Below are 14,114 nucleotides of genomic sequence, written 5' to 3' on the forward strand. Positions count from 1 at the left end.
TGCCGACCGGGTACCGCTGCACGTCACACGGAGTCCCCATCACATGACACCGCGCATCCTCGTCGTCGACGACGACCAGGCCCTCGCCGAGATGATCGGCATCGTCCTCCGCTCCGAGGGCTACGAACCCGAGTTCAGCGCCGACGGCAACGACGCCATCGACGCGTTCCACGGGACGAAGCCCGACCTGGTGCTGCTCGACGTGATGCTCCCGGGCATCGACGGCATCGAGGTCTGCAAGCGCATCCGCGCCGAGAGCGGCACGCCGATCATCATGCTCACGGCCAAGGGCGACACGTCCGACGTCGTCGCCGGGCTCGAGAACGGCGCCGACGACTACGTCGTGAAGCCCTTCAACCCGAAGGAGCTCGTCGCCCGCATCCGCACCCGGCTCCGTCCGACGGCCGCCGACGCGACGGTGCTGCACGTCGGCGACCTCACCGTCGACGTCGCCGGGCACGAGGTCCGTCGGGGCGACGCCGTCATCGCGCTGACCCCGCTCGAGTTCGACCTGCTGCGGGCGCTGTCCGAGAAGCCGAACCAGGTGTTCACCCGCGAGATGCTGCTCGAACAGGTCTGGGGCTACCACTACAAGGCGGACACCCGCCTGGTGAACGTCCACGTGCAGCGCCTCCGCGCGAAGATCGAGCACGACCCCGACAACCCGAAGATCGTCACCACGGTGCGCGGCGTCGGGTACCGGGCCGGAGGAGCCTGAGCACCGTGCCGTCCGCAGCGTCGACCGGCGGCGTCGCCGTGCAGGGCAGGCTCGCCCGTGCCGGCCGCCGCCTTCGACGGTGGGTCCGGCGCGGCTGGCGGGCTGCGGCGTACCTGTGGCGTCGGTCCCTGATGTTCCGGTCGGTCGCGATCACGGTGATGACCACCGGCCTCGCGGTCGCGATCATCGGCACGGCCGTCATGATCAGCATCTCGAACAACGTCTACTCGCAGCGCCGCGACCAGATCGAGGCCGAGTCGGCACGCGCGACGATCGTCGCGCAGGGCATCTTCGACGCGGCCACCGCGGGCGAGGACAACAACCAGAGCGAGCTCGAGACCCTGCAGAGCGAGGCGCAGCAGGCGATCCTGTCGAACACCACGAGCCCCGGCGGCACGAGCATCGCCATCGAGCGGAGCCCCGACCAGCCCGGGCCGCAGACGGTGCAGAACGTCGCGAGCCAGGGCTTCCCGGACGCCGTGATCACCGACGCCCTCCGGAAGCAGGTCGGCAAGAACACCGGCACGCTCAGCCTGCAGCCCGTGCGCCTCGACGACGACGGCCGCCACCAGCCCGGCCTCGCCGTCGGGTCGACCCTGCAGATCCCGAGTGCCGGTCAGTACGAGCTGTACCTCGTCTACGACCTGTCGGACGCCCAGCAGACCCTCGACTTCGTCTCGCAGACGCTCTCGATCGGCGGTGTCGCGCTCATGGTGCTCATCGCCCTCGTGACCTCGCTCGTCGTCCGGCTCGTGGTCGTGCCGATCCGGGGCGCGGCCGAGACGAGCCGGAAGATCGCCGCCGGCCGACTCGACGAACGCATCCCGGTGCGGGGCAACGACGACATCGCCACCCTCGCCCGCAGCTTCAACGGCATGGCCGACGCGGTGAGCCGGCAGATCACCCAGCTCGCCGAGCTCTCCCGCGTGCAGCAGCGGTTCGTCTCCGACGTCTCCCACGAGCTCCGGACCCCGCTGACGACCATCCGGCTCGCCGGCGACATGCTGTTCGACTCCCGGCACGCCTTCGAGCCGTCGGTCGGTCGGTCCGCCGAGCTCCTGCACGCCCAGGTGGAGCGGTTCGAGCTCCTGCTCGCCGACCTCCTCGAGATCTCGCGGTTCGACGCGCAGGCGGTGCACCTCGATCCCGAGCCCGTCATCCCCGCGGCCCTGGCGACCGACATCGTCGACGAGTTCCGGCCGCTCGCCGAACGCGCCGGCATCGACCTGCAGCTCGCCACACCCGGCGGGCACACCACCATGCAGCTCGACGCGAAGCGCATCCGCCGCGTGCTCCGCAACCTCGTCGGCAACGCGATCGAGCACGGCGACGCGAAGCCCGTGCAGGTCGTCGTCGACAGCGACGCCCGCTCGGTCGCGATCGCCGTCCGCGACCAGGGCGTCGGCATGCCGCCGGAGGACGCCGCCCGCGTGTTCGACCGGTTCTGGCGCGCCGACCCGAGCCGCAAGCGGACGATCGGCGGGACCGGCCTCGGACTCGCGATCTCGCTCGGCGACGCGAACCTGCACGGCGGCCGCATCGACGTGTGGTCCCGCCCCGGCGAGGGCTCCACCTTCGTGCTCACGCTGCCGCGCAACGACCGCGTCACCGTGACGACCTCGGCGATCCCGCTGCCAGACCTCGACGAGTCGTACGACGGCCCCCGCGCCGTCAGGGAGGACGACTGATGCGCACCCGCTTCCGCACCCTGGTCGCCACGGCGCTCGCCGCGGTGACGATCGTCGCCGTGTCCGCCTGCGCCGCGATCCCCACCGACGGCGCGGTGCGCTCCGGCGGCGTGATCAAGGACCAGTCGGTGTCCGGCGTCGACTACCGGCCCGGCAAGCCCGTGCCCGGCGCCGACCAGACGACGATCCTCCGCGGCTTCATCGCGGCCGGCACCGGTGCGGCGGACGACTACGCCGTGGCCCGGGAGTTCCTCGCCTCGAACTTCTCGACGAAGTGGAACCCCCGGCGCTCGGTGACGATCCAGCCCGGCAACCCGGCGATCGAGCGGGTCGGCGAACGCGAGCTGACCTACACCCTCACCGCGAGCGCCTCGGTGGACGCCGACGGCGAGTACACGCAGGCGGTCCGACCGACCTCGTCCACGCTGACGTTCCAGTTCACCCGCGAGGACGGCGAGTGGCGCATCGCCTACGCCCCCGACGGCATCATCCTGTCGCCGGTGAACTTCGAGTCGGTGTTCCAGCAGCACGCGCTCTACTTCTACGACCCGACGTACAAGTTCCTCGTGCCCGACGAGCGCTGGTTCCTCGCCAGGTCGTCGACGAGCACCCGCATCGCGAGCGCACTGCTCGCCGGACCCGCGAGCTGGCTCAAGGGGGCCGTGGTCACCGCCTTCCCCGAGGGCACGCAGCTCTCCCTGAACGCCGTCACGATCCAGAGCGGGACCGCCCTCGTCGACCTGTCCAGCGACGCCCTGCGCGCCAGCAGTCAGGACCGGATCCGGATGCGCGAGCAGCTGAGCAAGTCGCTCGCCTCGGTCGCCACGGTGTCCTCCGTCGACATCACGGCCGAGGGCACGACCTTCGCCGTCCCCGACGGCAGCGGGTCCGACGCGCAGCAGAACCCGGACGTCGATGCCCGCCCGCTCGTCGACCAGGACGGCACCGTGGGCTACTCGGCCCTCGGCGGCGGCAAGATCGCACCGCTCGGCAACGGCATGGGCGCGGAGATCGGCGACCTCGGTCCGTCCTCGTTCGCGTTGTCCGCGTCCGGTACCGCTGCGGTCGTCGGGAACGGCGACGGCGTGACGGTCGTGCGCGGACGCTCGCACCTGCGCATCGACGCGACCGACGGCCTGGTCCCGCCGTCGATCGACGACCTCGGGTTCGTCTGGGTCGCGTCCGAGAAGAACACCCGCCGGGTCACGGCCTACGGCCTCGGCGGCGATCCGCACGCGGTGAACACGACGCTCCCGGCCGGCGACCTCGTGTCGTTCCAGGTCTCGCGCGACTCGACCAGGGCCCTCGCGCTCATCCAGACGAACGACGGACCGAGCCTGTACGTGATGGCCATCGTCCGCGGCGCCGACCGCACACCGACCGCGCTCGGCTCCCCGGTGCGCGTGCAGGCCGCCACGGGCAACGCCGTCGGGGCCGCGTGGATCAGCGACTCCGACGTCGCTTCGGTCGGGCAGACGTCCTCCGGCCCGGACGTCGTCCGCTCCACGATCGGTGGGCAGTCGAGCACCCTGCCGAAGCCCGACGGGCGGGCGACCGAGATCGTCGGCGGGAGCGGCGGTTCGATGCTCCTGCGGATGTCCGACGGGTCGGTCCTGCAGTCGACCGGCGGTGGCTGGGTCACGACCGGGATCAGCGCGGACGTGCTCGGCGTCCAGCGCTGAGGCCGCTCCTCCACAGGGCGGCGGTCCAGGAGGCGCGTCCCCAGCCCCACGGATCGGCGCGCGCCCGGCGGTGGGTGGCGGTCAGGATCGTCGGCATGACGAAACGGGACAGGCTGCGGCCGTGGCTCGACGCGGCCGTCGCGGTGCTCGGGCTCTTCCTGCCGGTGGACTGCGTCGGGTGCGGCCGGCCCGACCGGGCACTCTGCGCCGCGTGCCGACACGCGCTCGACGCGATGCCCCGCCGGGTGCGTCTCGTCGCCGGGGTCCGGCTGGACGCGGCGTTCGAGTACACGGGACTCGTGCGGACGATGCTCCTCGAGCTCAAGCTGCGCGGGCGCGTGGACCTCGCTCGGCCCCTCGGCGCCCGGTTCGGTGGGCTCGTGCGGGCGGCGCTCGCCGACGCCGGTCCCGGGGCCGTGCTGCTGCGGGTGCCGCCCTCGCGGCAGGGTGCTCGGCGGCGGGGGTTCGACCCGGTCGTGCTGCTGGCGGCGCGCGGGGGAGTGCGGCGGTCGCGGGCGATGTCGCGGGTGCGGGCAGGAGGGCTGGCGCGGGCGCGGGAGCGTCGCCGCGGTGCCGGTGCCGGTGCCGGTGCCGGTGACGGCGTCGGCGTCGGTGCCGGTGCCGGTGCGGGTGCAGGTGCAGGCGTCGGTTTCGGTGCCGGCGCGCTGCACGGCGGGCAGAAGGAACGCAGCGCGGTGGAACGGGTGGCCGCGACGGTCGGCACCCTCTCGGTGACGGGCGTTGCCGGTCGAGCCGTCGTCGTGGTGGACGACGTCGTCACCACCGGCGTCACGATGGCCGAGGCCGTCCGCGCCGTGCGTGCCGCCGGTGGTCGGGTCGTGCGGTGCGTCGCCGTCGCGAGCGTCGACGACTGACGCGCGCCCATCCGGAGCCCTCGGCGCATCGGTGAACGCTCGGTGGCCACTGTGTGTCCGGTGGGTGTCCTGACGACTCACCGACATCGCGTGACGCCGGAGCGCCACCGGGTCTAGCCTCGCGGCAAGGCGTTCAGGATCGCCGGATGGAGGCGACGCGCTGAGTCTGGATGGGAGCCGCCACATGGACGTGACGATCACGGGCCGGAACATCGGGGTCACCGACCGATTCCGCACCTACGTCGAACAGAAGTCCGAGAAGATCGACGTGCTCGCCGACCGCGCCCTCGCCTTCGAGGTGCGCATCAGCCGCCACAACGAGAAATCGGGCGGTTCCCAGGGCGAGGACCGCGTCGAGCTGACATTGATCGGCCCCGGCCCCCTCGTGCGGGCGGAGTCCGCCGCGTCGGACAAGTACGCCGCCTTCGATCTGGCCTTCGCCCGGATCATGGAACGACTCCGCCGAGCGCGCGACCGCCGCAAGGTGCACCGCGGCCGCCACCGTCCGACCTCCGTGTCCGAGGCGTCCGGCACCGCGTTCGAGCGCATGGGTGTCGTCCCGGCCGACGGCAAGCTCATCGAGGACGTCGCGACGGGTGCCGTCCCGGTGGTCGACGCGAACGCCGAGGACGACGAGAACGAGGTCTACAGCCCCGTCGTGATCCGGCACAAGGTCTTCGAAGCCGGTCCCATGACGGTCGACGACGCCCTGTACTTCATGGAGCTCGTCGGGCACGACTTCTACCTGTTCGTCGACGCGGAGACGCACCGGCCGAGCGTGGTCTACCGCCGCAAGGGCTGGGACTACGGCGTGATCGGCATCGACGACCCGTCCGCCGAGCACGCTCCGGCAGCGGCGTCGGAGTCCGAGCCGGCGGTCGCGATCGCCTGACGATCGCTCAGTACGGCAGACCGAACCCGGGTGTGCGCGGACCGTTCGCGGGCCGCGCACACCCGCGCCGTTCACAGCGGCCGGAGTCGACGGGTTGCTAGCATGACTGGCTGTTCGCATCGCGCAGGTCGCGCGTGACGATCTCGTAAGGAGCTCACGTGGCAAACGTGCTGGAGAAGGTCCTCCGCATCGGCGAAGGACGCACCCTCCGACGGCTGAAGGCGTACGCCTCGGCCATCAACGACCTCGAGGACGACTTCGCGAGCCTCACCGACGAGGAACTCCAGGACGAGACCAAGGAGCTCCGCGAGCGCTACGCGAACGGCGAGACCCTCGACGACCTGCTGCCCGAGGCGTTCGCCGCCGTGCGGGAAGCAGCGAAGCGCACCCTCGGCATGCGGCACTTCGACGTGCAGCTCATGGGCGGTGCCGCGCTGCACCTCGGCAACATCGCCGAGATGAAGACCGGTGAAGGCAAGACCCTCGTCGCCACGACGGCCGCGTACCTCAACGCCATCCCTTCGCGAGGTGTGCACGTCATCACCGTCAACGACTTCCTCGCGTCGTACCAGTCCGAGCTCATGGGCCGCGTGTTCCGTGCGCTCGGCATGACGACCGGCTGCATCATCGCGAACCAGTCCCCGGCCGAGCGTCGCGAGCAGTACGCCGCCGACATCACCTACGGCACGAACAACGAGTTCGGCTTCGACTACCTCCGCGACAACATGGCGTGGCAGGCATCCGACATGGTGCAGCGCGGCCACTTCTTCGCGATCGTGGACGAGGTCGACTCGATCCTCATCGACGAGGCCCGCACGCCGCTCATCATCTCCGGTCCGTCCTCGGGCGAGGCCAACCGCTGGTTCACCGAGTTCGCGTCGATCGCGACCCGCCTCACCCCGGGCGAGGACTACGAGGTCGACGAGAAGAAGCGCACCGTCGGCGTGCTCGAGCCCGGCATCGAGAAGGTCGAGGACTACCTCGGCATCGACAACCTGTACGAGTCGGCGAACACCCCGCTCATCTCGTTCCTGAACAACTCGATCAAGGCCGTCGCCCTCTTCAAGCGTGACAAGGACTACGTCGTGATGAACGGCGAGGTGCTCATCGTCGACGAGCACACCGGCCGCATCCTGATGGGCCGCCGCTACAACGAGGGCATCCACCAGGCGATCGAGGCGAAGGAGAAGGTCGAGGTCAAGGCCGAGAACCAGACCCTCGCCACGGTCACGCTGCAGAACTACTTCCGCCTCTACCAGAAGCTGTCCGGCATGACGGGTACGGCCGAGACCGAAGCGGCCGAGTTCATGTCGACGTACAAGCTCGGCGTGGTCCCCATCCCGACGAACAAGCCGATGCAGCGCATCGACCAGACCGACCTCGTCTACAAGAACGAGAAGGCGAAGTTCGAGCAGGTCGCCGAGGACATCGCCGAGCGCCACGAGAAGGGCCAGCCGGTCCTCGTCGGCACCACCAGCGTCGAGAAGTCCGAGTACCTGTCGAAGCTCCTCGCGAAGAAGGGCGTCAAGCACGAGGTCCTCAACGCGAAGAACCACGCGCGTGAGGCCGCGATCGTCGCCCAGGCCGGTCGACTCGGCGCCGTGACGGTCGCGACGAACATGGCCGGTCGTGGTACCGACATCATGCTCGGCGGCAACTCGGAGTTCCTCGCCGTGCAGGAGATGCACGCCAAGGGTCTGTCCCCGACGGAGACGCCGGAAGAGTACGAGGCCGCGTGGGACGACGTGTTCGACCGCGTCAAGGCCGAGATCAAGGACGAGGCCGACAAGGTCCGCGAGGTCGGCGGTCTCTACGTCCTCGGCACCGAGCGCCACGAGTCCCGTCGCATCGACAACCAGCTGCGCGGTCGTTCCGGCCGTCAGGGCGACCCCGGCGAGAGCCGCTTCTACCTGTCGCTCACCGACGACCTCATGCGCCTGTTCAACTCCGGTGCCGCCGAGAGCCTGATGGGCCGCTCGAACGTCCCGGACGACCTCGCGATCGAGAACAAGCTCGTCGGCCGTGCGATCCGGTCGGCCCAGGCGCAGGTCGAGGGCCGCAACGCCGAGATCCGCAAGAACGTCCTGAAGTACGACGACGTGCTCAACCGCCAGCGCGAAGCGATCTACAGCGACCGCCGCCACATCCTCGAGGGCGACGACATCCACGACCGTGCGCAGTCGTTCCTCAAGAGCGTCGTCGACGACGTGATCGACTCCCACACCGCCGAGGGCAACGCGGACGACTGGGACCTCGACGCCATGTGGACCGAGCTCGGGACCCTGTACCCGATCTCGATCTCCATCGACGAGGTCATCACCGAGGCGGGCTCGAAGGGCAAGGCCTCGCGCGAGTTCCTCGGCCGCGAGATCCTCTCCGACGCCAAGCTCGCCTACCAGCAGCGCGAGGAACTCCTCGGCGACGAGGCCATGCGTGAGCTCGAGCGCCGCGTCGTCCTCTCGGTGATCGACCGCCGCTGGCGCGACCACCTCTACGAGATGGACTACCTCAAGGACGGCATCGGTCTCCGTGCGATGGCACAGCGCGACCCGCTGGTCGAGTACCAGCGCGAGGGCTACGCGCTCTTCCAGAGCATGATGGGCCAGATCCGCGAAGAGTCGGTCGGCTACCTCTTCAACCTCGAGGTGCAGGTCCAGTCCGACGGCGAGAACGCCGTGATCGAGGCCAAGGGCCTCGGCGAGGACGAGGTCTCCGGTCTCGAGTACTCCGCTCCGTCGATCGACGGCGAGGTCGAGGTCCGCGACGAGCGCGGCCGCCTCGAGCAGGCCGCGACCGCGCGGGCACAGAAGGCGCAGGCCGAGGCCGAGGCGGCCGCCGGGCCGGAGCAGGGCTCCGCGTTCGGCAACGCCGCGACCGCGTCCGGCCAGGCTGCCGCGGGCAACCGTGCCGAGCGTCGTCAGGCCGCCAAGAAGGGCTGACGCGACCACGTCCCGACAGGAGGCGCGGTGCCGGCTGGCACCGCGCCTCCTGTCCGTCTCCCGGTCACGTCACGGGCGTCACAAGACCCCGACGGCCGTCGCGCGCCAGCGACCCTGCCGTTCCTCCAGGCGCATCGCGACCGCACGGGCGTGACTGCGCGTGTGCACGACGACCGTCGCCTCGGCGACCCCGTCGGCCGGGCGGCACACGATGACGCTGCCGACCCGGAGCAGCGCCCGTCCGCGCGACCGGCTGCCGAGCTGCCGGGCCCGCGCCGCCACCGCCGCCCGCTGTTGCAGGTGCCGGTGCATCTCGTCGGTGATCCACCGGGCGATGCTGTCGACCTCGCGTGACCCCGTCAGGATCTCGGCGACGCAGAGGCCGAGCGCGCGAGCGGTGTCCTCGACGTCGGTCGGTGGCGGTACCGCGCTGAGTCGCGGGACGTCCCCCATCGGCTCTGCGTCATCGATCCGGCGTGCTTCCTCGGCCACCCCTGCCCCTTTCGTCGGGGCTGAGCGTAGAGCGAGTACAACATGAGAAATATGACTGTCATCGAGCCTGTGGAGAGAGCGGAGTTGTCCACAGTGGTGCGCACCTAGACTGGGCGGGTGTCGACCCTCAGTGACCTCGTCCTCGCACAAGGCCGTTCCTCCGAAGCCGACGTGGAGTGGCTCCACCTGCTCGTCGGGGACTGGCAGTTGCTCGCCGACCTGTCCTTCGCGGACATGGTCCTCTGGGTCCCGACCGCCGAGGACGGCTCGTTCGTGGCGGTGGCGCACGCTCGCCCGAGTTCCGCGGCGACGCTCTTCTACCGCGACATCGTCGGGCAGGAGATCCGCGAGGAGTGGCGCGAACAGGTCACCGAGAGCTTCGTCGGCGCGAGGGTCGTCGACTCCGCCGAGCCGGACTGGTACGAGGACACCCCGACGCGCGTCCGGGCGATCCCGGTGCTCCGGCGGCTGAGCGCGAACAGCGCCGAGACGACCGAGCGCCCGATCGCGGTCGTGACGCGGCACTCGAACCAGGACGAGATGCGCACCCCGAGCCGCCAGGAACTCAACTTCACCGCGAGCGCGAACGACCTGTTCGGCATGATCGCCACGGGTGACTTCCCCGACATCGGTGCGCCGGCCGGACCCCGACGCGGTGCACCGCGCGCCAGCGACGGCCTGCTCCGCCTCGACACGAACGGAATCGTCACGTTCGCCAGCCCGAACGGCCTCAGCGCCTTCAACCGGATGGGCTTCGAGGGGGAGCTCGAGCGGAAGTCCCTCGCCGAGGTCACGACCGAGCTCATCGGTGCGCAGCTCGACGTCGACGAGTCGCTGCCCCTGGTCGTCACCGGCCGTGCCCCGTGGCGTGCCGACGTCGAGTCGAAGGGCGTCACGGTCTCGCTGCGGTCGATCCCGCTCCGCGACCACGGCGAGCGGATCGGTGCGATCGTCCTCTGCCGCGACGTCACCGAGCTGCGGCACCAGGAGCGCGAGCTCATCACCAAGGACGCGACGATCCGCGAGATCCACCACCGCGTGAAGAACAACCTGCAGACCGTGGCGTCGCTCCTGCGCATCCAGGCGCGCCGCACCCACTCGGACGAGGCCCGGACGTCGCTGCAGAACGCGATGCGCCGCGTGGCCGCGATCGCCGTCGTGCACGACACCCTGTCGACCGGCCTCAGCCAGAACGTCGACTTCGACGAGGTCTTCGACTCCGTGCTGAAGCTCGTGACCGAGGTCGCGGCGTCGCACAACACGACCGTCCGCCCGAAGAAGACCGGGGAGTTCGGGGTGCTGCCCTCCGAAGCCGCGACCCCGCTCGCGCTCGGGCTCACCGAGCTCGTCACGAACGCCGTCGAGCACGGGCTGGACGGCCGCGACGGCGAGGTCGAGATCGTGGCGGAGCGCTTCGACGACCACCTCGACATCCAGGTCCGCGACAACGGGCGGGGCCTGCCCGAGGGCAAGGTCGGGTCGGGCCTCGGGACGCAGATCGTCCGGACGCTGATCCAGGGCGAGCTCGGCGGCACCATCGACTGGCACACCCTGACCGGCAGCGGCACCGAGGTCACCATCACGATCCCGTTCCGCTGGCTGACGGCGACGCCGGGCGCCGCGTAGCGCGCTCCGCGCCCGCGCCGCGCGCCGCGCGCTGCGCGTCGCCTGGAGGCGCGGCGTGCGCCCGCCAGTCCTGCGTCGAACCACGTTCACGACGTCGAACCACCGTCCGTCCCTGGTTCGACGTCGGTTCCGTGGTTCGCCGCGCGGCCGCGCGACGGCGCGCACGCCGCGGCGCGCGGCCGCACAACGAAAGTGCGTCCGAACCGCGCGATGGTGCGGCGTCGCCTGCTTTCCGTTGTGCGCAGGCACACGCAACTGCCTGGAGGCGCGGCCTGCGCCCGCCAGGGCTGAGTCGAACCACGTTCCCGACGTCGAACCGCCGTCCGGCCCTGGCTCGACGTCGGTTCCGTGGTTCGCCGCGCGGCCCCGCGACGGCGCGCACGCCGCGGCGGGCGGCAGCACAACGAAAGTGCGTCCGAACCGCGCAATGCCGCGGCGTCGCCTGCTTTCCGTTGTGCGCAGGCACACGCAACCGCCTGGAGGCGCGGCGTGCGCCCGCCACTGCCGCATCGAACCACGTTCCCGACGTCGAACCACCGTCCGGCCCTGGTTCGAGGTCGGTTCCGTGGTTCGCCGCGCGGCGCGTCGGGCGGCCGCACAACGGAAGTGCGTCCGAACCGCGCGATGGCGCGGCGTCGCGTGCTTTCCGTTGTGCGCAGGCATACGCAACCGCCTGAAGCCGCGCGGCGCGGCGCGGCGCAGCCGCCCCGCGCACGACGACGCCCGCCGGCCCCGAAGGGGGCGGCGGGCGTCAGGCGCGCAGCAGGTGCCGGGTCAGGAAGCGCGGCGAGCGCGGGCGGCGCGACGCTTCAGCGCGCGGCGCTCGTCCTCGCTCAGGCCACCCCAGACACCGGAGTCCTGGTTGTTCTCGAGGGCGTACTGCAGGCACATCTCGGTGACCGTGCAGCGAGCGCAGACCGACTTGGCCTTCTCGATCTGATCGACGGCCGGTCCGGTGTTCCCGACGGGGAAGAAGAGCTCGGGGTCCGCGGTGAGGCAGGCTGCCTGGTCACGCCAGTCCATGTGTGGTGCTCCTTGAAATCGATGCTCGAACGGCAGGCCGGGGCCGTGGTTCGGGGATCGGAACGCTGAGCATGCGCGAGGCACGAGGGGACACCCGTGGGGGAGGAGTCCGCTGGAAGCGAGTCTGACGCCCGCAGAACGCTCGGGGGAGGAGCGTCGAACCACGGGAGACGCACACCACATCGTGCCGTCCAAACGACCTCGAATATCGTTCCATACTGGTAGGGCCAAATCAAGGGTTCCGACGCTGGAGGAATGCTGTGCCCGACACCACCCCGACCGAGCCCGACCACGTCGAGCGGCGGTCGCCTGCCCTCCTGGCGCTCCTCGTCGTCGTCGGACTCGAGTTCGCCGCCCTCGTCGTCGTGACGATCGTCCTCATCGTCGAACTCATCGTCGCGCCGGCCACGAGCATCGCGTCCGGGATCGCGCTGACGGTCCTCGCGGCCATCGCGGCGCTCTGGCTCGGCTCCCTGTTCATCGGCCTCCGCAACCGTCGTCCGTGGGTGCGGTCCGGGATCATCGTCTGGCAGGTGCTGCAGGGTGCGCTCGCGATCGGGGCGTTCCAGGGCGTCTTCCGCGTGCCCGCCGTCGGCTGGTTCCTGCTCATCCCCGCGCTGCTGGGCATCACGCTGGTGCTGTCGCGACCGGTGACGGACGCGCTCGCCCGACCGGTCGAGTAGACGGTCCCGATCCACGGACTGGAGGCGCGGTGCCAGCTGGCACCGCGCCTCCCGTCCGTCGATCAGTCGGGTCTCAGACCAGGCCGAGCTTCTTCCGCAGGCTCGCCACGTGCCCCGTCGCCTTGACGTTGTAGAGCGGCAGCTGCACGGTGCCGTCCTCGTCGACCACGATCGTGGAGCGGATCGTGCCGGTGACGATCTTCCCGTAGTTGTTCTTCTCGCCCCACGCGCCGTACGCCTTGTGCACGGCGAGGTCCGGGTCGCTCAGCAGCGGGAAGGTCAGGGCCTGCTCGTGCTGGAAGGTCTTGAGCGCCGGCAGGTCGTCCTTCGAGACGCCGAGCACCTCGTACCCGGCGGCCTGCAACGAGGACATGTTGTCGCGGAAGTCGCACGCCTCCGTGGTGCACCCCGGCGTCGACGCTGCCGGGTAGAAGTACACGATGACCTTCTTCCCACGCAGGGCCGAGAGGGAGTGCTCGGTGCCGTCCTGGTCCGGCAGGGTGAAGTCGGGGGCGGTGTCGCCGGCGGCGAGACGGTCGGTCATGGGGCTCCTGTTCGTGGTCCGTGCCCCGAGTGGTCAAGAGCACGCGAAACCCATGCTATTGTTGTTTCCCGTTGCAGCACGGAAGCGCAACATGCACCTCTAGCTCAATTGGCAGAGCAACTGACTCTTAATCAGTGGGTTCTCGGTTCAAGTCCGAGGGGGTGCACCAGCAAGGCCCCGACTCAACGAGTCGGGGCCTTCGTCGTTCCCGGCGTGCGGTGCCGCACGGGGAGACACGCCCGGAGTGCGATTCGGCCGCGACTCCGCGTGCGGATCAGTCGGCGGAGACGTCTACCACGCGCTCCTCGCCGATCACGGGGTCGAGCGCTCCCGCCGAGGTCGCGGCGAGGTCGGCACGCAGCGGTTCGATGCCGTCGCCCGGCACCCAGAGCTCGAACGTCGCGGCGGCGCCGTACGCGGGGTCGCCGAGCATGGCTCCGTGGTGCCGGACCCAGTCGCGCAGCACGTTGTCGATCCGGCCGGCGTCGGCGTGCGGGACGTCCACCGTCACCCGGGTCAGTGCGCGCCGGTGCACGAGCGTCGCGCGGTCGAGGGCCTCGGACACCGAGGTCGAGTAGGCACGGACGAGGCCGCCGGCACCGAGCTTCACGCCCCCGAAGTACCGCGTGACGACCGCGACGACGTCGGTCAGCCCACGGCGCCGGAGCACCTCGAGCATCGGGACGCCGGCGGTCCCGGAGGGTTCACCGTCATCGCTCGACCGCGCCTGGTCCCCGAGCACGCCCGTGACCATCGCGGTGCAGTTGTGTCGGGCGTCCCACCGCCGGCGGCGGACCTCGGCGATCACCCGGTCCGCGTCCGCGACCCCGGACACCGGCGCCACGGTCGTGATGAAGCGCGACTTCGTGATGACGATCTCGTGCTCGACCGGGGCGGCGACCGTGGACGGGTACGGGGTGCTCACACCGTCGAGGCTAGCGAGGTCCTCGTC

At 70.7% G+C, this 14,114-nt stretch carries 12 protein-coding genes and 1 tRNA gene; 9 read left to right on the plus strand and 4 right to left on the minus strand.

All coding sequences use genetic code 11. The features are described 5' to 3' along the window. Window positions 1–43 precede the first annotated feature (43 nt). The 6 genes from mtrA (at window position 44) to secA (ending at window position 8,794) form a co-directional block, all read left to right on the plus strand. The gene (mtrA, locus tag BM028_RS11160; protein ID WP_070418502.1) at window positions 44–718 is read left to right on the plus strand and encodes an MtrAB system response regulator MtrA; all 675 of its coding nucleotides are present in this window, start codon (window positions 44–46) and stop codon (window positions 716–718) included. 5 nt (window positions 719–723) lie between these two features. Then, on the plus strand, window positions 724–2,406 hold the full coding sequence (mtrB, locus tag BM028_RS11165) for an MtrAB system histidine kinase MtrB (protein ID WP_229086247.1): 1,683 nt from the start codon (window positions 724–726) through the stop codon (window positions 2,404–2,406). After that, a complete protein-coding gene (locus BM028_RS11170) occupies window positions 2,406–4,088 on the plus strand; it encodes an LpqB family beta-propeller domain-containing protein (protein WP_071294916.1) in 1,683 nt (560 codons plus the stop codon). The genes mtrB and BM028_RS11170 overlap by 1 nt, the downstream gene beginning before the upstream one ends. A 95-nt stretch (window positions 4,089–4,183) precedes the next feature. Beyond that, entirely contained in the window at window positions 4,184–4,963 is a 780-nt protein-coding gene (locus BM028_RS11175) for a ComF family protein (protein ID WP_139219810.1), read from the plus strand. 184 nt (window positions 4,964–5,147) lie between these two features. Next, entirely contained in the window at window positions 5,148–5,855 is a 708-nt protein-coding gene (gene hpf / locus BM028_RS11180) for a ribosome hibernation-promoting factor, HPF/YfiA family (RefSeq protein ID WP_092386538.1), read from the plus strand. 158 nt (window positions 5,856–6,013) lie between these two features. Continuing rightward, the gene (gene secA, locus BM028_RS11185; RefSeq protein WP_071294918.1) at window positions 6,014–8,794 is read left to right on the plus strand and encodes a preprotein translocase subunit SecA; all 2,781 of its coding nucleotides are present in this window, start codon (window positions 6,014–6,016) and stop codon (window positions 8,792–8,794) included. Window positions 8,795–8,872: 78 nt separating this feature from the next. Here secA and BM028_RS11190 read toward each other — a convergent pair whose 3' ends face one another. Continuing rightward, on the minus strand, window positions 8,873–9,286 hold the full coding sequence (locus BM028_RS11190) for an Rv3235 family protein (RefSeq protein WP_092386540.1): 414 nt from the start codon (window positions 9,284–9,286) through the stop codon (window positions 8,873–8,875). Between the two features lie 117 nt (window positions 9,287–9,403). Between BM028_RS11190 and BM028_RS11195 the strand changes: the two genes are divergently transcribed. After that, a complete protein-coding gene (locus BM028_RS11195) occupies window positions 9,404–10,912 on the plus strand; it encodes a sensor histidine kinase (protein WP_092386542.1) in 1,509 nt (502 codons plus the stop codon). Between the two features lie 774 nt (window positions 10,913–11,686). Here the strand turns inward: BM028_RS11195 and BM028_RS11200 are convergent. Next, window positions 11,687–11,935 carry a WhiB family transcriptional regulator gene (locus BM028_RS11200; RefSeq protein WP_022904217.1) on the minus strand — a complete coding sequence of 83 codons (249 nt, stop codon included), beginning with the start codon at window positions 11,933–11,935 and terminating at the stop codon, window positions 11,687–11,689. Between the two features lie 260 nt (window positions 11,936–12,195). Between BM028_RS11200 and BM028_RS11205 the strand changes: the two genes are divergently transcribed. After that, complete coding sequence (locus BM028_RS11205; protein ID WP_071294920.1) at window positions 12,196–12,618, plus strand: hypothetical protein; 423 nt, start codon at window positions 12,196–12,198, stop codon at window positions 12,616–12,618. A 73-nt stretch (window positions 12,619–12,691) separates the two neighbouring features. On the opposite strand, the gene bcp is transcribed toward BM028_RS11205, so the two are convergent. Beyond that, complete coding sequence (bcp, locus tag BM028_RS11210; RefSeq protein WP_071294921.1) at window positions 12,692–13,162, minus strand: thioredoxin-dependent thiol peroxidase; 471 nt, start codon at window positions 13,160–13,162, stop codon at window positions 12,692–12,694. A 93-nt stretch (window positions 13,163–13,255) separates the two neighbouring features. On the opposite strand from bcp, the gene BM028_RS11215 reads away from it, so the two are divergent. After that, a tRNA-Lys gene (locus tag BM028_RS11215) sits at window positions 13,256–13,331 on the plus strand. A 105-nt stretch (window positions 13,332–13,436) separates the two neighbouring features. Here BM028_RS11215 and BM028_RS11220 read toward each other — a convergent pair. Then, window positions 13,437–14,087: an IMPACT family protein gene (locus tag BM028_RS11220; RefSeq protein WP_254789532.1), complete on the minus strand. Its 651-nt coding sequence runs from the start codon at window positions 14,085–14,087 to the stop codon at window positions 13,437–13,439. Window positions 14,088–14,114: the final 27 nt, after the last annotated feature.

Origin of the sequence: Curtobacterium sp. YR515, assembly GCF_900113095.1 — a bacterium.
Lineage (GTDB): Bacteria > Actinomycetota > Actinomycetes > Actinomycetales > Microbacteriaceae > Curtobacterium.

Excerpts from the sequence above, each read along its gene's own strand:
- mtrA (WP_070418502.1), top strand. The coding sequence starts at position 44 with ATGACACCGCGCATCCTCGTCGTCGACGACGACCAGGCCCTCGCCGAG.
- BM028_RS11170 (WP_071294916.1), top strand. The coding sequence starts at position 2,406 with ATGCGCACCCGCTTCCGCACCCTGGTCGCCACGGCGCTCGCCGCGGTG.
- BM028_RS11175 (WP_139219810.1), top strand. The coding sequence starts at position 4,184 with ATGACGAAACGGGACAGGCTGCGGCCGTGGCTCGACGCGGCCGTCGCG.
- hpf (WP_092386538.1), top strand. The coding sequence starts at position 5,148 with ATGGACGTGACGATCACGGGCCGGAACATCGGGGTCACCGACCGATTC.
- BM028_RS11200 (WP_022904217.1), bottom strand. The coding sequence starts at position 11,935 with ATGGACTGGCGTGACCAGGCAGCCTGCCTCACCGCGGACCCCGAGCTC.
- bcp (WP_071294921.1), bottom strand. The coding sequence starts at position 13,162 with ATGACCGACCGTCTCGCCGCCGGCGACACCGCCCCCGACTTCACCCTG.